16 protein-coding genes are annotated in these 16,465 nt (G+C 64.2%); 7 read left to right on the forward strand and 9 right to left on the reverse strand.

Going from position 1 to position 16,465, the window contains the following annotated elements:
• Positions 1-452 precede the first annotated feature (452 nt).
• Both ACRQ5Q_RS31865 and ACRQ5Q_RS31870 read right to left on the reverse strand, forming a co-directional pair.
• The gene (locus ACRQ5Q_RS31865) at positions 453-686 is read right to left on the reverse strand and encodes a hypothetical protein (protein WP_439373909.1); all 234 of its coding nucleotides are present in this window, start codon (positions 684-686) and stop codon (positions 453-455) included.
• A 205-nt stretch (positions 687-891) separates the two neighbouring features.
• Positions 892-1,869: a magnesium transporter CorA family protein gene (locus tag ACRQ5Q_RS31870; protein WP_439373908.1), complete on the reverse strand. Its 978-nt coding sequence runs from the start codon at positions 1,867-1,869 to the stop codon at positions 892-894.
• A 348-nt stretch (positions 1,870-2,217) separates the two neighbouring features.
• Between ACRQ5Q_RS31870 and ACRQ5Q_RS31875 the strand changes: the two genes are divergently transcribed.
• The gene (locus ACRQ5Q_RS31875) at positions 2,218-2,904 is read left to right on the forward strand and encodes a L,D-transpeptidase (protein ID WP_130370235.1); all 687 of its coding nucleotides are present in this window, start codon (positions 2,218-2,220) and stop codon (positions 2,902-2,904) included.
• Positions 2,905-2,940: 36 nt separating this feature from the next.
• Here the strand turns inward: ACRQ5Q_RS31875 and ACRQ5Q_RS31880 are convergent, their stop codons facing one another.
• Positions 2,941-4,023, reverse strand: a complete 1,083-nt coding sequence (locus tag ACRQ5Q_RS31880; protein ID WP_439393903.1) for an extensin family protein — start codon at positions 4,021-4,023, stop codon at positions 2,941-2,943.
• Positions 4,024-4,088: 65 nt separating this feature from the next.
• Between ACRQ5Q_RS31880 and ACRQ5Q_RS31885 the strand changes: the two genes are divergently transcribed.
• On the forward strand, positions 4,089-5,717 hold the full coding sequence (locus ACRQ5Q_RS31885) for a fatty-acid--CoA ligase (protein ID WP_439373906.1): 1,629 nt from the start codon (positions 4,089-4,091) through the stop codon (positions 5,715-5,717).
• A gap of 139 nt (positions 5,718-5,856) precedes the next feature.
• Positions 5,857-6,711: a DUF1499 domain-containing protein gene (locus tag ACRQ5Q_RS31890; RefSeq protein ID WP_439393905.1), complete on the forward strand. Its 855-nt coding sequence runs from the start codon at positions 5,857-5,859 to the stop codon at positions 6,709-6,711.
• A 139-nt stretch (positions 6,712-6,850) separates the two neighbouring features.
• Here the strand turns inward: ACRQ5Q_RS31890 and ACRQ5Q_RS31895 are convergent, their stop codons facing one another.
• The 4 genes from ACRQ5Q_RS31895 to ACRQ5Q_RS31910 form a co-directional block, all read right to left on the reverse strand.
• A complete protein-coding gene (locus ACRQ5Q_RS31895) occupies positions 6,851-7,771 on the reverse strand; it encodes an MBL fold metallo-hydrolase (RefSeq protein ID WP_439373904.1) in 921 nt (306 codons plus the stop codon).
• 152 nt (positions 7,772-7,923) lie between these two features.
• Positions 7,924-9,138 carry an acyl-CoA dehydrogenase gene (locus tag ACRQ5Q_RS31900; RefSeq protein ID WP_036004014.1) on the reverse strand — a complete coding sequence of 405 codons (1,215 nt, stop codon included), beginning with the start codon at positions 9,136-9,138 and terminating at the stop codon, positions 7,924-7,926.
• A gap of 192 nt (positions 9,139-9,330) precedes the next feature.
• Positions 9,331-10,407 carry a 3,4-dihydroxy-2-butanone-4-phosphate synthase gene (ribB, locus tag ACRQ5Q_RS31905; protein WP_439373903.1) on the reverse strand — a complete coding sequence of 359 codons (1,077 nt, stop codon included), beginning with the start codon at positions 10,405-10,407 and terminating at the stop codon, positions 9,331-9,333.
• Positions 10,408-10,596: 189 nt separating this feature from the next.
• On the reverse strand, positions 10,597-12,324 hold the full coding sequence (locus ACRQ5Q_RS31910) for a cation:proton antiporter domain-containing protein (protein WP_439393906.1): 1,728 nt from the start codon (positions 12,322-12,324) through the stop codon (positions 10,597-10,599).
• A gap of 67 nt (positions 12,325-12,391) precedes the next feature.
• On the opposite strand from ACRQ5Q_RS31910, the gene ACRQ5Q_RS31915 reads away from it, so the two are divergent.
• The gene (locus tag ACRQ5Q_RS31915) at positions 12,392-12,913 is read left to right on the forward strand and encodes a DUF3124 domain-containing protein (RefSeq protein ID WP_439373901.1); all 522 of its coding nucleotides are present in this window, start codon (positions 12,392-12,394) and stop codon (positions 12,911-12,913) included.
• A gap of 86 nt (positions 12,914-12,999) precedes the next feature.
• Positions 13,000-14,232 carry a PLP-dependent aminotransferase family protein gene (locus ACRQ5Q_RS31920; protein WP_439393908.1) on the forward strand — a complete coding sequence of 411 codons (1,233 nt, stop codon included), beginning with the start codon at positions 13,000-13,002 and terminating at the stop codon, positions 14,230-14,232.
• Positions 14,233-14,239: 7 nt separating this feature from the next.
• Here ACRQ5Q_RS31920 and ACRQ5Q_RS31925 read toward each other — a convergent pair whose 3' ends face one another.
• Positions 14,240-14,512: a helix-turn-helix domain-containing protein gene (locus ACRQ5Q_RS31925; protein WP_439373899.1), complete on the reverse strand. Its 273-nt coding sequence runs from the start codon at positions 14,510-14,512 to the stop codon at positions 14,240-14,242.
• 157 nt (positions 14,513-14,669) lie between these two features.
• Between ACRQ5Q_RS31925 and ACRQ5Q_RS31930 the strand changes: the two genes are divergently transcribed.
• Positions 14,670-15,122, forward strand: coding sequence for a hypothetical protein (locus ACRQ5Q_RS31930; RefSeq protein WP_439373898.1), 453 nt, complete (start codon positions 14,670-14,672; stop codon positions 15,120-15,122).
• Positions 15,123-15,219: 97 nt separating this feature from the next.
• Positions 15,220-15,447 (forward strand): hypothetical protein, encoded by a 228-nt coding sequence (locus tag ACRQ5Q_RS31935; protein ID WP_439373897.1) that lies wholly within the window; start codon positions 15,220-15,222, stop codon positions 15,445-15,447.
• 70 nt (positions 15,448-15,517) lie between these two features.
• Here ACRQ5Q_RS31935 and ACRQ5Q_RS31940 read toward each other — a convergent pair whose 3' ends face one another.
• Entirely contained in the window at positions 15,518-16,336 is an 819-nt protein-coding gene (locus ACRQ5Q_RS31940) for an aldo/keto reductase (protein ID WP_439373896.1), read from the reverse strand.
• Positions 16,337-16,465: the final 129 nt, after the last annotated feature.

The raw sequence follows: 16,465 nt of genomic DNA on the forward strand, positions 1-16,465 counted from the left end.
CGCAGCGAAGCAATCCAGAGTCTCTCCGCGGTGGGATTCTGGATTGCTTCGCTGCGCTCGCAATGACGGAGTATGAGGCGGCAGCGCCGCTCTTCGTTCTTGCGTTTCGAATCGCAGACGTGCCTGTGCATCCTCGCGGCGCATTTCGCCCGAGCTTTGCTTCATCGCTCCACCCTTCGTTCGGGTTCGGTCGGGACGGCGCAAATTTCCTGACCTTGTTCTCAACCGCCTCGGGCTTTCTCGGCGCTACGGATTACAGCAACGTGTCGCAAAACTAGGACCAGGGCCTTCGACATGGCCCATTTGACATTGATACAAGCTTGGAAGAATCCCGAATATGAAGAACGGATTTTAGCCTGACGAGAACAAGCACTCCCGGCTCGTAGAGAGAAGCAAGGCGATCCAGACAACGCCGCCGCAAGACCTGGATCGCCCGCCCTTCTTTCCGCTGCTCAATCGACTCGAATCCGACGCGACCGATCGCGCAGTCTTGGAGCTGCAGCACCTGGAGCTCCGGCATTGAATGCGGTCGAGCAGTCGTCGTCGTTCTCGCCATCGAGCAGCGGAGCACCACAGTGCCGGCACAGCCGTGCCGACATCGACGACGCCTTGCCGCTCGCCAGGACCTGACGATAGTTCGCCAGATCGATGACGTTGCGGGGCGACGTTATGTGTTTTTCAACCATGGCTATTCCTCGCGGCTACGCACTACTTATCGCAGACAAGTTTCGCGCAAACGTTCAGCCCACCGCTCAAATTTTACGGGAGGAATTGGGGCAGCAAACACGCGTCACCGCGGCGCCGCAAACCCGCTCTATTCTGCGACACGATGCGCCGTGTCTCTGCGACCAGCGTAAGGTCTCGGTAGCTATTTTCGAGAGCGGGGCGAGATCAGAGCCACTTCTTGAACTTGAATATCCAGTACGGGACGATGGCCGCGATCAGCATCATCACCAGCGCCATCGGGTAGCCGTGGACCCACTCGAGTTCCGGCATGACCTTGAAGTTCATGCCGTAGATCGAGGCGATCAGCGTCGGCGGCATCAGGACAACGGCCATGACCGAAAACAGCTTGATGATGTTGTTCTGCTCGAGATTGACGACCCCAAGCATGGCGTCGAGCACGAAGGTGATCTTGTTGGAGAGATAGGAGGCGTGGTCGGTCAGGGAGGCGACGTCGCGCTGCATGGTCTTGAGCTGCTCGCGCATGTCCTTGGACCATTTCACGCCCTCGACCACCGCCGACAGGAAGGTGACGACGCGGCCGATCGAGACCAGGCTCTCGCGAACCTTGGAGGTCAAATCCCCTTTGCGGCCGATCGAGATCAGGATCTGGGAATATTGCTTGGCATGGCCGTGGCGCTCGCTCTCGGGCTCGAAGATGTCGTGCGAGACCTGGTCGATCTCGGCGCCGCAGCGCTCCAGAATGTCGGCGCAGCGGTCGATCACGGCATCCAGGAGTTCCATCAGCACCATCTCGCCGGTGATGGACGGCGTGCAGGAGCGGGCGAGCTTGGCCTCGACCAGCGCAAACGGCTTCGGCAGGTCGTAGCGCACCGTCACCAGGCGGTGGTCGCCGAGGATGAAGGTAACTGCCGTGGTCCGGGGCATGTCGGTATCGGAGTGGCACATCAGCGTCGCCGTCATGTAGCGCGCGCCGTTCTCGATATAGAGGCGGCTGGAGATCTCGATCTCCTGCATGTCTTCCCGGGTCGGGATGGCGATCCCCGCCAGCCGCTCCACTGCCTTGTCCTCGGCGGCTGAGGGGTTGATGAGGTCAATCCAGACCGCGCTCTCCGGCAGCGCCGTGAGATCCTCGATGACCGCCTTCTTGAGGGAGGACTCGGAGGGAACAAACACCGAAAACATGAACAACTCCAGAGATCCTGCGACAGAATGACAGCCCTTAGCGCGATTCTGGCAAGTTCACGATGACAACAACATTAACGGCGACCTTAACGGAGCGTTTGCATTTGTGGCGGCCAGGTGGCTCAACTGTGGCACAGACTCGACAGTTCAGGCCGTCCTCGCCCCAAAAACTCCACACATCGCAAAACTTGCGGCAGAAAAGCCACAGCTTGGGTCTTGCAGCGCGGTAAAAGGCCTTCAGCGCTGGAATTGTGGCAGCTTTCCACGATAATGGGATTAATGGAGTCGAGGAACTTGGGCGCTACGCTCAGGCCTTCCGCACGGTATTGTTTTGATTGGAACCAAACCATGTCGTCGCTGAAAGTTAAGTTGGGAATTTTGGCCGCCGGCCTGATGTTGTCGGGCTGCATGCAGGCCACGCATTTCGAGGCGACCGACACCAAGGCATTCAAGCCGAAGGACAAGGAACTCCTTGCCAAGGTTCGGTATGAAAACACCCCCGTCGCGGAGCCGTTCCGCCGTGCCATCGTCGAGTATCACCGCAAGGAATCGCCGGGCTCGATCGTGGTCGATTCCGACAATCACTACCTTTATTACGTGCTCGATGGCGGCAAGGCGATCCGTTACGGCATCACCGTCGGTGAAGAAGCCATGGCCTGGTCGGGCATCGCCAAGGTTGGCAGCATGACCGAGTGGCCGGCCTGGCATCCCACCCCGGGCGAGATTTCGCGCCTGGGCGTGCCGACCTATGTCGCGCCGGGTCCGGACAATCCGATGGGCTCCCGCGCGATGTATCTCTACTCGGGCGGCAAGGACACGCTGTTCCGCATCCACGGCACCAACCAGCCGGAATATATCGGCGCCTCGATCTCGTCGGGCTGCATCCGCCTGACCAACGAGGACGCAATCGACCTCTATAACCGGGTCAAGGTCGGCACCATCGTGGTGGTACTCGAGCCCAAGCATGGCGATTCGCCCTACAATTCGCGGCTGGCGCTCGGGGGCAGCGGCACCGGCCAAGCGGGCAGCTACTGATCGCTTCCTGATCTCTGACATCCAAAAGCGCCGGTGTTACCGGCGCTTTTTTGTTGCCGGCTTGGGCCGGTGGGCCTTCTTCCCGGTTGTCGGCTTGTCCTCAGGCGCGGAGGATTTCTCCGCCGCCTCGCCATCGGCCCCTTCCTTTGCCTCAGGCTTGGCCGCGACCTCGCGCGGCGGCGCCTCCTCGGGGCGCTCCGCCGGCGAGAGCGGCGCGACCTGCGGCAGGGGATCCCAGACGTTCCACTGGCAGATCCGGTAGTCGTTGCGCCGCTGCGCGAGATCGAGATGGATGTGGTCCTCGTGGTACCAGTCCGAGCCCGGACCGAGCACCGTGGAGAAGCGTGCGCAGACCGAATGCAGCACGCGCTCGCGCACGTCGTGCGACGTGGTGCGGTCGGTGAGGCCGATCAACTGCCCGTTGGCGAGCTTGATGGCACGGACGTCGAGCGCGTTGGCCTTGCCGTGCTCGGACAGCATCGCGCCAGCGATGCGGTTGCGGCCCCGGCACTCGAAGCTGTCGAAATTGTCGAGATCGGTGATGCTCGTCCCGAGGCTCGCGGCCAGCGGCACCAGGTCCTTGCGCACCCAGTCGGCGATCGCGGAGGCCATGGTGCAGCGGAGGATTGCCGCCGGCTTCACCGTCACCTTGCGCTTGTCCGGCAGCACGATGGCCTCGAGCCGCACCAGATCCTCGCCGCCGCAGGCGCCGGGGCCGCGGATATCCGGGATGGAGGGCGCGATCGCGATATCCTCGGTCAGCGCGAGGCGGCAGGCCGAGGCCTGCTTCTCGGGCGACCGCGCAGCCTGCGCGGGCTTGCTGTCAGCCGGCTTGTCCGCTGAAGACTTACCTTCCTCCTCCGGCGGAGCCTCGTCGGACGCTTTCGGGGCCTCGTCAGGGCGTGGTCTCGGCAGCGGGATCTTGGCGGAATGAACCTTCGCACGGGGCCGTGGTGTACCAAGGCCAAAGATATCGAGCGGCGCAGCATATTTTCGCGCCTCTGCCCGCTCGGTCAGCACAAGCGTCAGCCCCAGCGCGGCGGTAACCATTGCCGCGCTGGCGGACATATAGCCGCGACAAGACCATTTGCGGCGAAAGTCCGGCAGGCTAAAATTCATGATAAGTCTTTGGCCCAACGCTGAGAGCGATAACCCGCCCAGCGACTTCTAGGAGGAACGTCGGAATGCTTGGTTTGATGCAAGACTGGCCCCTGCTCTGCCACCGGATCATCGAACACGCCGCCAGAATTCATGGCAAGCAGGAGGTGGTCACGCGATCGGTCGAAGGACCGATCCATCGCACCAACTATGCCGAGATCCACAAGCGCGCGCTCAAGGTCTCGCAGATGCTGGAACGCGACGGCATCAAGCTCGGCGACCGGGTCGCAACGATCGCCTGGAACACCTGGCGCCATCTCGAGGTGTGGTACGGCATCATGGGGATCGGCGCCATCTGCCATACCGTCAATCCCCGCCTTTTCCCCGAGCAGATCGCCTGGATCATCAACCATGCGGAGGACCGCATCGTGATGACCGACATCACCTTCGTTCCGATCCTGGAGAAGATCGCCGACAAGCTGCCGAGCGTGGAGCACTACATCGTGCTCACCGACAAGGCGCATATGCCGCAGACCACGCTGAAGAATGCCGTGGCCTACGAGGACTGGATTGCGCAGGCCGACGGCAAATTCAAATGGAAGGACTTTGACGAGAACACGGCAGCCGCGATGTGCTACACCTCGGGCACCACGGGCGACCCGAAGGGCGTGCTGTACTCGCATCGCTCCAACGTGCTGCACGCGCTGATGGCCAACAATGTCGACGCGCTCGGCACCAGCGCCTGCGAGACCATGCTGCCGGTGGTGCCGCTGTTCCACGCCAACAGCTGGGGCATCGCGTTCTCCGCGCCCTCGCAAGGCACCAAGCTGGTGATGCCCGGCGCCAAGCTCGACGGCGCCTCGGTCTACGAGCTGCTCTCGACCGAGAAGGTGACGCATACCGCCGGCGTGCCCACGGTGTGGCTGATGCTGCTCCAGCACATGACCGCCAACAATCTGAAGCTGCCGGACCTGAAGATGGTGATCTGCGGCGGCTCGGCGATGCCGCGCTCGATGATTAAGGCCTTTCTCGACATGGGCTCGAACGTCCGCCACGCCTGGGGCATGACCGAGATGAGCCCGATCGGCAGCGTCGCGGCGCTGAAGCCGCCGTTCCAGAACGCAACCGGCGATGCCAAGCTCGACGTGCTGCAGATGCAGGGCTATGCGCCCTTCGCCGTGCAAATGAAGATCACCGACGATGCCGGCAAGGAGCTGCCCTGGGACGGCAAGACTTTCGGCCGCCTCAAGGTCTCCGGGCCGGCCGTCGCCAAGGCCTATTACCGCGTCGACGCCAACATCCTCGACGAGGAAGGCTTCTTCGACACCGGCGACGTCTCGACCATCGACGAGGACGGCTATATGCGGATCACCGACCGCTCCAAGGACGTGATCAAATCCGGCGGCGAGTGGATCTCCTCGATCGACCTCGAGAACCTCGCGGTCGGTCATCCGGCCGTGGCGGAAGCCGCCGTGATCGGCGTGTTCCACCCCAAATGGGACGAGCGGCCGCTCCTGATCGTCCAGCTCAAGCAGGGGCAGCAGGCTACGCGCGAGGACATCCTGAAATACATGGACGGCAAGATCGCCAAATGGTGGATGCCCGATGACGTCGCCTTCGTCGACGGCATCCCGCACACCGCCACCGGCAAGATCCTGAAGACGGCGCTGCGCGACCAGTTCAAGGATTACCGCTTCCCGAACGCGGCGGCGTAGAGCTTGGCGCCCCCTCCCCCTCCAGCGGCCTGGAGGGGGAGGGTGATCGACCCTTGAATTTGCCGCGGCTCCGTGGTCTCAACGGCTTATCGTCGCGGCCAGATCGGCCGGCACCAAGACCCCGGCAGAGCTTCACCCGATGGCCCGCAGGTTTTCCGCTCCCTACCAGACGGAGCCCGTGTCCAGCCTCGCCAGCTGGGCGCGCAATCTCGCCGTGTTCGCGGTGGTGGCCGTCCTGGTGTCGATCGTTGTCGTCCGCTTCGGTTTCCTGGAGCCGAAGCCGGCGCTCGTAACCTTCTTCGGGGGCCTTGCGATCGCCGGGCTCTCGATCCTGTTCGGGCTCGCGGGCTTCGCTGCGATCTGGCAGAACGGCTCGCGCGGTATGGCGCGCATCCTGCTCGCGTTCCTGATCGACGGCGCGATCCTCGCCTACCCGGCCTATCTCGCCCTGCAATACCGCAAGCTGCCGGCGATCCACGACATCACCACCGACCCGATCGATCCGCCACGCTTCGACGCATTGGCACGTCTGCGCACCGGCGACGGCGCCAACACGGCAGTCTATGCCGGCCTCTATTCGGCCGAGCAGCAGCGCCACTTCTACCCCGATATCGAACCGATCGAGCTCGAGATCCCGGTCGATCGCGCCTATGCGATCGCGCTGCAGCTGGTCAACAAGCGAAAATGGCTCGTCATCGACGAGCGCGCGCCCCAGCCGCCGCGCCGCATCGGCCGCATCGAGGCGGTGGCCCGCACGCCGATCATGGGCTTGCGCGAGGACGTTTCCATCAGGGTCGTGCCCGACGGCGAGGATTCCCGCGTCGATATCCGCTCCGCCTCGCGCTATTTCGACAGCGATCTCGGCAGCAATGCCGCACGCGTGAAGAAATTCATCGAGGATCTCAACACCGCCGCCGATGCCGACGCGCTCAAGCCGGTGAAGAAGACCCCGGTGGCGCCGCCGAAGGCTCCGGCGAAGACGGTGAAGAAATAACACCCGCCGTCATTCCGGGGCGATGCGCAGCATCGAACTATGATGCGCAATTGCGCATCAGAGAATCCATTCATCCACCAACACTGCGGCCCGATGGGTTCGGGGTTCGCGCTGACGCGCGCCCCGGAATGACGAGAATTTAGCCCGCCATCCGGTACGTCCCGGTGATCACGGGATCGCCGTCCGTCGCGACCACGCCGCGGGCGACGAGGTCTTCCAGATGTGCCAGCACGGAATAGCCGGCGGCGGTCGTCAGTCTCGGATCGATGCCGATATAGATCGCGCGCACCATGGTCGGGATGTCGGCCTCGCCCTTGGCGAGGCGGTGCAGGATCGAGGCCTCGCGCGCCTTGCGATGGCGGATCAGGAAACGCACGAAGCGCGGGCCGTCCGGGATCTCGGGGCCGTGGCCGGAGAAGTAGAGATCCTCCGCCCGCGCGGCGAGACGATCGAGCGAGTCGATGTAGTCGATCATCGAGCCGTCGGGCGGTGCCACGATCGAGGTCGACCAGCCCATCACGTGGTCGCCGACGAAATTGAACTTCCGCTCCGGCCAGGCGAAGGCGAGATGATTGGCCGTGTGGCCGGGCGTCGCCACCGCCTCGAGGCGCCAGCCTGCGCCCTCGACGACGTCGCCATGGGCGATCCTGATATCGGGCGCGAAATCCCGATCGACGCCGGATTCCGGGTTGTGCTTCTCGCTCTCGAAGCGCGGCCGCGAGGCGCGGTGCGGACCCTCGGCGTAGACCGGCGCGCCGGTCGCCTGCTTGATCCGCGCCGTGTTCGGCGAATGGTCGCGATGGGTGTGGGTGACGAAGATGTGGCTCACCGTCTCGCCGCGCACGGCATCGAGCAGCGCGGCCGCATGCACCGCATCATCAGGGCCGGGATCGATGATCGCGACGTTGCCCGTGCCGACGATGTAGCTGACCGTGCCGGTGAAGGTGAAGGGGCTCGGATTGTGACAGAGCACGCGCCGCACGCCGGGGCGGACTTCCTCGACGACGCCAGGCTGAAGCGGAAAGTTGCGGTTGAACGGGACGTCGTCGTTGTCGGACATGGCTTCTTCTTTGTTCTTTGACGTCATTCCGGGCTGGCTCGTCAGGCCAGACCCGGAATCTCGATGGAACAGGAATCGTGCGGCCCGAGATTCTCAGGTGCGCAATTGCGCAGCTGAGTTCGCGCTTCGCGCGCCGCGGACGGATGACCAGATCAGAAAAACGCCTGAATGCCCGTGATGGCGCGGCCCAGGATCAGGGCGTGGACGTCGTGGGTGCCCTCGTAGGTGTTGACCGTCTCGAGGTTATGGACGTGGCGCATCACGTGGTACTCGATCGAGATGCCGTTGCCGCCGTGCATGTCGCGGGCGGTGCGGGCGATGTCGAGCGCCTTGCCGCAATTGTTGCGCTTCATGATCGAGATCATCTCGGGGGCGAACTTGCCTTCGTCCATCAAGCGGCCGACGCGAAGCGAGCCCTGAAGGCCGAGGGCGATCTCGGTCTCCATGTCGGCGAGCTTCTTCTGCACCAGCTGGGTGGCCGCGAGCGGCTTGCCAAACTGCTTGCGGTCGAGGGTGTACTGGCGGGCGCGGTGCATGCAGTCCTCGGCCGCGCCGAGCGCGCCCCAGGAGATGCCATAGCGGGCGCGGTTGAGGCAGCCGAACGGGCCCTTGAGGCCGGAGACGTTGGGCAAGAGCGCATCTTCGGGAACCACGACGCCGTCCATCACGACCTCGCCGGTGATGGAGGCGCGAAGCGAGAGCTTGCCGCCGATCTTCGGCGCGGAGAGGCCCTTCATGCCTTTTTCCAGCACGAAGCCGCGGATCTGGTTGTCGTGCGCCGCCGACTTGGCCCAGACCACGAACACGTCGGCGATCGGCGCATTCGAGATCCACATCTTGCTGCCGGTCAGGCGATAGCCATCCGAGACCTTCTCGGCGCGGGTCTTCATGCCGGCCGGATCGGAGCCGGCGTCCGGCTCCGTCAAGCCGAAGCAGCCGACCCACTCGCCGCTGGCGAGCTTCGGCAGGTACTTCTTGCGCTGGTTCTCGTCGCCATAGGCGTAGATCGGATACATCACCAGCGAGGACTGCACCGAGTTCATCGAGCGGTAGCCGGAATCGACCCGTTCGATCTCGCGCGCGACGAGCCCGTAGGCGACGTAGCTCGCATTGGCGCAGCCATATTCCTCCGGCAGCGTAATGCCGATCAGACCGAGCTCGCCCATCTCATTGAAGATCTCGCGGTCGGTCTTCTCTTCCAGATACGCCTTGGAGACGCGGGGCAGCAGCTTGTCCTGGGCATAGGCGCGGGCGGTGTCGCGCACCATGCGCTCGTCTTCGGTCAGCTGCTCGTCGAGCAGGAACGGATCGTCCCACTGGAAAGAAGCCGCAGCCGGCTTGTCCTTGGCCTGAGGGCGCACGCTCATGAAACGTCCTTTCGCGTCTGGTTCCGTCTAAAAATTGCCCGACAAATTAAAGCGCCGGAGCAACAAGTGCAAATGCATCCTGGTTTCGGTCATTCCGGGTCGCGCAACGGCGCGAACCCGGAAACCCTTTGCCTGCCACTTCGAGATTCCGGGTCTGGCGCTTTCAGCCCCATCCCGGAATGACACTGCGTGTCAGATCTCGAGCTGCTCGTTGGCGACGATCTCGATGCCGAAGCCCGACAGGCCCTTGTAGTCGTGCACCGAGGAGGTGAGGTGCCGGATCGAGGTGACGCCGAGATCGCGCAGGATCTGCGCGCCGACGCCGATCTCGCGCCACTGGCGGTTGCGGTCCGCCTCCGTCGAGGTCTCGTCCGGCAGCGGGGACACGGGCACGCCGGCGGCGCCGTCGCGCAAATAGACCAGCACGCCGCGGCCGGTTTTCTTGAAATGCTCGAGCACGGCGGCCATGCGCTTGTGCCCGGTGAAGGTGTCCTTGACGATGTTCGGCTTGTGGAAGCGCGTCAGCACGTTCTTGCCATCGCCGACGCCGTTGTAGACGAAGGCGACGTGGGCGATGGAATCGAACGGCGAGCGGTAGGCATAGCCCTGCAAAGGGCCGATCGGGCTCTCGGTCACGAAGGTCGAGACCCGCTCGATCAGCTTCTCGCGTGCCTGGCGGTAGGCGATCATGTCCGCGATGGTGACGTGCTTGAGCTTGTGCCTGGCGGCGAACTCCGCGACCTGCTCGCCCTTCATCACGCTGCCGTCGTCATTCATCAACTCGCTGATGACGCCGACCGGCGGCAGGCCGGACAGCTTGCAGAGGTCGACCGCGGCCTCGGTATGGCCGGAGCGCAGCAGCACGCCGCCGTCCTTGGCGATCAGCGGGAAGATGTGGCCCGGCCGGGCGAAGTCGCTGGCGCCGACATTGGGATTGGCGAGCGCGCGGCAGCACGAGGCGCGCTCCTCGGCCGAGATGCCGGTGCCACCGTCGGGCTTGTAGTCGACCGAGACCGTGAAGGCGGTGGTGTGCGCGGAATCGTTGTGGGCGACCATCGGATCGAGCCGCAGGCGGCGCGCGTCCTCGGTGGTGACCGGGGCGCAGACGATGCCGGAGGTGTGGCGGATGATGAACGCCATCTTCTCGGCCGTGCAGAGCGAGGCGGCGACGATCAGGTCACCCTCGCCCTCGCGGTCCTCGTCGTCGGTGACGACGACGAGCTCGCCCCTGGCAAAGGCCTGCAAGACTTCCTGGACGGTATCGGGCATGTCCCAATCTCTATCGGTTATGGGGCCGGAGGCCTGCCGGACGCCTTAGCCGGACTTGGCGCCAAGCGCTAGTGTCCTGGACGCAACCGCATATGCCTGATGGCGGGGCGGCCTGCGGGCCTCAGGCTTGCACCGCAGATACCAGCGATATAGGTGCGCAGAGCCCGGACGGAAGACGGCAAACCGCCATCAGGGCAGCACCTCGCGCCGCTCGCCGAGCCGCAGATCGAGCTCCGCACGCTTGTCGGCGAGCAGGCCCGCCTGGGCGGCTTCGATCACGGTAAACAGCTCATGAGCATCGCTGAGGCGGGTCACGGTGACGTAGCTGGCGCCGGCCGCATAGAGCTCCTCCACATCCGACAGCAGATCGGCCGTAGCAACGATCATGGCGGTCGGATTGAGGGCGCGGACATGACGGACCAGCTTCTCGTTGCTGGCGCCCTTGAGAAGCGCGTCCGGCACGCTGAGGATGATCATCTCGGACTTGCCGACGCCGGCATGGAGCAGCGTGTCGGCGCTGCTGATGTCACCATAGATCACGTGCAGACCGCGTGAAAGCAGGGTCTGGTACACATTGGGGTTGAAATCGACCACCGTGATCTGCTCCAGCAACACCGGGGCCTGCCGCTCGATCTCCGCCAGCAGCGCGCTCGCCGCGCGGAAAAAGCCGAGGATGACGATCCGGCGGGACTCGCCATGCCCGCCCTCGTGGCTCTCCTCGGCATGGCAACCGTGATCGAGATCGCGCAGGCCGATCCGCTTCAGCGGACCGATCGCCCGGCGGGTGATCTCGTCACTGCGGGTCATCACGAAGGTCGAGAGCACGGCCAGCACCACGAAGGCAAAAGAGGCGGCATTTGCCGTCTCGGCTGCGATGTGGTGGTCATTGACGCCGGTCTGGATCACCACCAGCGAGAACTCGGAGATCTGCGCAAGGTTCAGCGCCGGCAACAGGCTCGCGCGTAGCCCCTGCTTCATCACGTAGAGCGGCGTAAAGGTGGTGACGAGCCGGCTCACCACCGTGAACGCCGCGATCATCAGGGCGAGCCCGATCACGGAGAGGCCGGGCACGGGAATGGTCATGCCGAGCGCAACGAAGAACAGCGTGATGAAGAAGTCCCGCAGCGTGGTGACCTTGGCGGTGACGTCGAGCGCGTAGGGGAAGGTCGAGAGCGAGACGCCGGCGATCAGGGCGCCCATCTCGCGCGACAGCGAGAGCCGCTCGGCGGTCTCGGCGACCAGGAAGCACCAGGCGAGCGCGCCGAGCAGGATCAGCTCGGGACGACGGGCAATCTGGTGGAACAGGCGCGGCAGCACATAACGGCTGACCAGAAGCGCGGCCGCAACCAGCACCGCGACGCGGCCGATCGAGAGCAGGATGACGGTGACTTCCAGATTGGCAAGGCTCGGCTGCACCGCCAGGAACAGGATGGCGAAGATGTCCTGCAGCACCAGCACGCCGAGCGTGATGCGGCCCGGCAGCGTATCAAGCTCGCGCTTCTCATAGAGCACCTTGACGATGATGACCGTGCTCGACAGCGCACAGGCAACGCAGAGATAGATCGCGTCGAAATGCCCGCCACCAAGCGACAGGCCGATGCCGACGAAGAACAGCACGCCGAGCAGGCAGCCGCCGAGGAGCTGGCCACCCGCCGCGAACAGGATCACCCTGCCCGCCCGCACGATCTTCTTCAGGTCTATCTCAAGGCCGATCATGAAGAGCATGAAGATCAGGCCGAGCTCGGAGATGACGCTGATCGATTCCTGCGACTTGACCCAGCCGGCACCGAATGGACCTATGCAGAAGCCGGCGATAAGGTAGGCCAGGATCAGCGGTTGTCTGGAAAAGTGTGCCAGGAGGCCCAGCATCCAGGCAAACAGGATACAGAGGGTGATGTCGCGAATGAGCTCATGCATGCCAAATTGGTCCGTTTTGCCGCACCGTAGTGGCGGGTTGCGACGCGGCAAGCGAGCAATTCGTCACATGCGGATCGTGCTCTCTGTGATAGCCCTGCTGCGTCTGTTCGCATTGCCGGCCGCCGCGCAATCCAAAGTCGATATCGAACAAAACTTTGCCGAGTCGCTGACCGCGCTGCCGAAAGAGGAACTCGCCGTGTCCGGCGGGTTCTACGTGCCGGCGTATTCAAGCGTTGCGATGAGCCAGGGCAAGCTGCGCGTCGACTTCTCGGTGACATTGAGCGTCCACAACGCCTCCGAGACGCAAGCCCTGGTACTCAAGCGCATCGCCTATTTCGACACCGCAGGCAAGCAGGTCGAGAGCTATCTGAAGGCGCCGGTGGCCTTGAGGCCGCTCGCCACCGTCTCGATCTTCATCCCGACCGACGACGTGCGCGGCGGCACAGGCGCCAATTTCATCGTCGACTGGGCCGCAACAGGCGAGATCTCCGAGCCGGTGGTCGAAGCCTTGATGGTTGGCGGCGTCGCCAATGCGCATTACGCTTTCATCAGCCAAGGCCGCCCGACCCGGACGGCCGGAAAGAAATAGGCTGCCCACCCGGGGCGGCTAGCAAGACGGAAAGCAGGCCGGTGCAACGCCGGCCGCTCAACAAAAACAAGACGAGGAACGCTTCCATGACGTCCAGCTTCGATTTCGCCCCCCTGTTTCCCGCAGGGCTGCCGGCCCCCACCGCGCGCTGGACGGGCCTTGCCAGATACAGTTTCGTGGGCGGCAATAATGATTCCGAGCAGGTGCCGCTCGACGAGCTGATCGAAGCGACCAACACGGTGCTGCGGCGCGAGGGCCGTTCGCTCGCCACCTACGGTCTGGCGCACGGCCCGCAGGGCTACCTTCCCTTGCGCGAATTCCTGGTGACAAAACTCAAGCGCGATGCCTGCATCAACTGCACGGTCGACGATCTCCTGATCGTCTCGGGCTCACTGCAGGCGCTCGATCTCGTCAACAACACGCTGCTGACGCGCGGCGACACCGTGATCTTCGAGCAGGACAGCTATCAGGGCTCGTTGACCCGCCTTGCGCGGCTCGGCGTCAATGTGGTCGGCATCCCCCTCGACAGGGACGGGATGCGAATGGACGCGCTGGCGACGGCGCTGGCCGATCTGAAAAGCCGCGGCATACGCCCGAAATACATCTACACCATCCCGACGGTGCAGAACCCGACCGGCAGCATCATGCCCGAGAGCCGCCGCGCCGAGCTGCTGCGGCTCGCCGCCGAATTCGGCGTGCCGATCTTCGAGGACGATTGCTACGCCGACCTGGTCTGGTCGGGACAGCGGCCGCCGGCGATCTACGCGATGAGCCCGAACGGCGGCGTGATCCATATCGGCTCGTTCTCGAAATCGATCGCGCCGGCGCTGCGCGTCGGCTTCATCGTCGCGCCGTGGGATGTGATGTCGCGGATGCTGTCACTGAAGACGGATGCCGGCTCGGGGGCGCTGGAGCAGATGGTGCTGGCGGCCTATTGCAAGCCACATTTCTCGACCCACGTGCCTGCGCTGACGAAGGCGCTGCGCACCAAGCTCGACACGCTGATGGAAGCCCTGAGCGAGCAGTTCGGCACCGCCGCCGAGTTCGAGGAGCCCAAGGGTGGCATCTTCCTCTGGGTCAAGCTGCCCGATCAGGTCGACACGCTCAAACTCTATCAGGCTGCGCTGGCCGCCGGCGTCTCGATCAATCCCGGGCCGGAATGGTCGACCAATAAGAGCCATTCCAGCTCGCGGCTGCGGCTGTGCTTTGCAAGCCCCACGCATCAGCAGATCCGCGAGGGCGTCGCCGTGCTGGCTGAAGTGTGCCGCAGGGAGTTTGGCGTTCCGGCGCGGAGCGCCAATGTGGAGAAGCGGGCCTGAGCTAGCGTCAGGCCGCTTGTGGCTGGCTGCCGTGGATCGCTGAGGCCAGCCGCAGCAACAGGACGATCGAGACGTTACCCTTGCCCGCCTCGATCTGTGCGATGTAGCGCTCGGAAATCCCGGAGCGGCGGGCGAGCTCCCGGCGCGACAGGTCGCAGCGGGTGCGCGAGGATCTCAGGCGGTCGCCCAGCTCGGCCAGAAACGCGGCCTCCGAATAGGGCGGCGCGGCGCAGCTCCCCGGCAGCACTTCGCCCGCAAAATCCATGACTTGATTCAGCATTGGTGTATCCACGTTCGCCTTCGGAGCTGGCATCCTACTCCCGCTGCGGCCGGCCTCATTGACGCGGATCAAATTCGCGCGCGATCGGCAGCTGGCGTGGACGACCGCGCCGGGGATGCTACACTCTGGAATTCTTCGAGGCGGGGCTTGCCGGGACATGACGCGTTGCTTGAGCCGCTGGACCACGGCTGCATTGCTATGGGTTGCCTTCATACCCCTGGCCCACGCGGAGACGCTTGCGGCGACGGTCGAGCAATGGGGCCTGCTCGGCTCCTGGGCGGTCGATTGCGCGGCCCGGCCGGACCACGACAAGGGTGCGCTCCTGACCTACGAGATCCGGAAGGACGGTCGGGTGATGTACCGGCGCAATTTCGGCGACGCCAGGGACGAGAACGAGGTGGTGTCCGCCACGGTCAACGCCGAAGGCCTGCTCAACGTGGTGGTGTACTTCCCCTCGCTGCATCAGGCCCGCGAGTTCGGGCTGCTGCTGGACAAGGACGGCAGCCTGCGCGCGATCTACAATCGGAGCGAGCGCGGCGAGTACACGATCAGGGACGGCAAATACGTCGCCACGGGCGCGCCGACGCCGGCGCAGCAGCGCTGCGATTAACCTCATCTGAACATCCGTTCAGAATTCTCCTGCGATTCCTCCGGAACGTTCATGCGGATGCGCGGTTTAGATTGGCATTCGATTGGAGGAGGACATCATGAAGAAGCTTGGTTATGTGGTTGCGGCCCTCGGCACTCTCGCGATCGCAGCGCCGACGCTGGCGAGCGCGGAGACGGTGGTGATCAAGCGCGGTCATCACCACGGCCCGTACGCTGCGCGTGCCGAATACGGCATGCATCGCGACCACGGCTGGCATCGTGGCTGGCGCCATCATGGCGACAAGGTCGTCGTGATCAAGCGCAGCCATCGTCACCACTGGGACTAATGCGTAACGCAAACGCGGAAATGGCCCCTCACGGGGCCATTTCTTTGCGTGATCGAAACGCTCGGCGAAATCAATCCCACGCCGGTGCGAAGCCCGGATTGACGCAGCGCCTGTCCTTTGGGAGCGCCGCGATTTTCTTGCGGTCGGCCTCGTCGAGCGTGATCTTCAGCGCGTCGAGATTGGCCTGCTGGCTCTCGCGGCGAGAGGCCTTCGGAATCGCGGCAACGCCGTACTGGTCGAGCAGCCATTTCAGCGCGACTTGGGCTGCGGTCGCATTGTGCCTGGCCCCGATCGCGGCGAGCACCGGGTCCGATGCGATACGCCCCTGCGCCAGCGGGCAATAGGCAACCAGCGGGATCGACTTGGCCTTGAGATAGGCCAGCACCTTCGATTGATCGAGCATCGCGTGATATTCGATCTGGGTGCAGGCGATCGGCGCCTTGATGTCCTCGACGGCGATCTTGAGCAGCGCGGTGGTGAAGTTGGCAACGCCGATCGCCCGCGTGCGTCCCTCCTCCTTCAGCTTCATCAAGGTCTCGAACACCGCGCCCCAATTCGCCGATTTCGACGGCCAGTGCACGAGATAGAGATCGACCTGATCGAGCCGCAGCTTGGTCAGGCTGGCGTCGAAGGCACGCCGGATCGCATCGGGGCTGAGGTTCTCGTGCCAGACCTTGGTCGTGACGTGCAGCTCATTGCGCGGCACGCACGCTGAGGCAAGCGCGGCGCCGATCGCCTCTTCGTTGGCGTACATCTCGGCGGTGTCGATGTGGCGATAGCCGATCGCGAGCGCGCTCTCGACCGCCACCCGGCAGGCATCGCCCTGCATGCGGAAGGTGCCGAGGCCGAGCTTGGGCATGCTGATGCCCTGTGTCTTCAGATGATCCATGAACAGGCTCCTGACGTATTCAACCCGCCGGATGCACGCGGCGATACCGCGTGGGCAGACTCTTCGGTGATGGAAGGGAGATGGCGGGAACGGCCAGCATAGCGCGGACGACGCGAGGCGGCCAATCAA

Source organism: Bradyrhizobium sp. PMVTL-01 (assembly GCF_051861855.1).
Classification (GTDB): Bacteria; Pseudomonadota; Alphaproteobacteria; order Rhizobiales; family Xanthobacteraceae; genus Bradyrhizobium.

Bases quoted from the DNA above. Each gene is read 5' to 3' on its own strand.
- ACRQ5Q_RS31865 (WP_439373909.1), bottom strand. From the start codon at position 686: ATGGTTGAAAAACACATAACGTCGCCCCGCAACGTCATCGATCTGGCG.
- ACRQ5Q_RS31870 (WP_439373908.1), bottom strand. From the start codon at position 1,869: ATGTTTTCGGTGTTTGTTCCCTCCGAGTCCTCCCTCAAGAAGGCGGTC.
- ACRQ5Q_RS31875 (WP_130370235.1), top strand. From the start codon at position 2,218: ATGTCGTCGCTGAAAGTTAAGTTGGGAATTTTGGCCGCCGGCCTGATG.
- ACRQ5Q_RS31880 (WP_439393903.1), bottom strand. From the start codon at position 4,023: ATGAATTTTAGCCTGCCGGACTTTCGCCGCAAATGGTCTTGTCGCGGC.
- ACRQ5Q_RS31885 (WP_439373906.1), top strand. From the start codon at position 4,089: ATGCTTGGTTTGATGCAAGACTGGCCCCTGCTCTGCCACCGGATCATC.
- ACRQ5Q_RS31890 (WP_439393905.1), top strand. From the start codon at position 5,857: ATGGCCCGCAGGTTTTCCGCTCCCTACCAGACGGAGCCCGTGTCCAGC.
- ACRQ5Q_RS31895 (WP_439373904.1), bottom strand. From the start codon at position 7,771: ATGTCCGACAACGACGACGTCCCGTTCAACCGCAACTTTCCGCTTCAG.
- ACRQ5Q_RS31900 (WP_036004014.1), bottom strand. From the start codon at position 9,138: ATGAGCGTGCGCCCTCAGGCCAAGGACAAGCCGGCTGCGGCTTCTTTC.
- ribB (WP_439373903.1), bottom strand. From the start codon at position 10,407: ATGCCCGATACCGTCCAGGAAGTCTTGCAGGCCTTTGCCAGGGGCGAG.
- ACRQ5Q_RS31910 (WP_439393906.1), bottom strand. From the start codon at position 12,324: ATGCATGAGCTCATTCGCGACATCACCCTCTGTATCCTGTTTGCCTGG.
- ACRQ5Q_RS31915 (WP_439373901.1), top strand. From the start codon at position 12,392: ATGCGGATCGTGCTCTCTGTGATAGCCCTGCTGCGTCTGTTCGCATTG.
- ACRQ5Q_RS31920 (WP_439393908.1), top strand. From the start codon at position 13,000: ATGACGTCCAGCTTCGATTTCGCCCCCCTGTTTCCCGCAGGGCTGCCG.
- ACRQ5Q_RS31925 (WP_439373899.1), bottom strand. From the start codon at position 14,512: ATGCTGAATCAAGTCATGGATTTTGCGGGCGAAGTGCTGCCGGGGAGC.
- ACRQ5Q_RS31930 (WP_439373898.1), top strand. From the start codon at position 14,670: ATGACGCGTTGCTTGAGCCGCTGGACCACGGCTGCATTGCTATGGGTT.
- ACRQ5Q_RS31935 (WP_439373897.1), top strand. From the start codon at position 15,220: ATGAAGAAGCTTGGTTATGTGGTTGCGGCCCTCGGCACTCTCGCGATC.
- ACRQ5Q_RS31940 (WP_439373896.1), bottom strand. From the start codon at position 16,336: ATGGATCATCTGAAGACACAGGGCATCAGCATGCCCAAGCTCGGCCTC.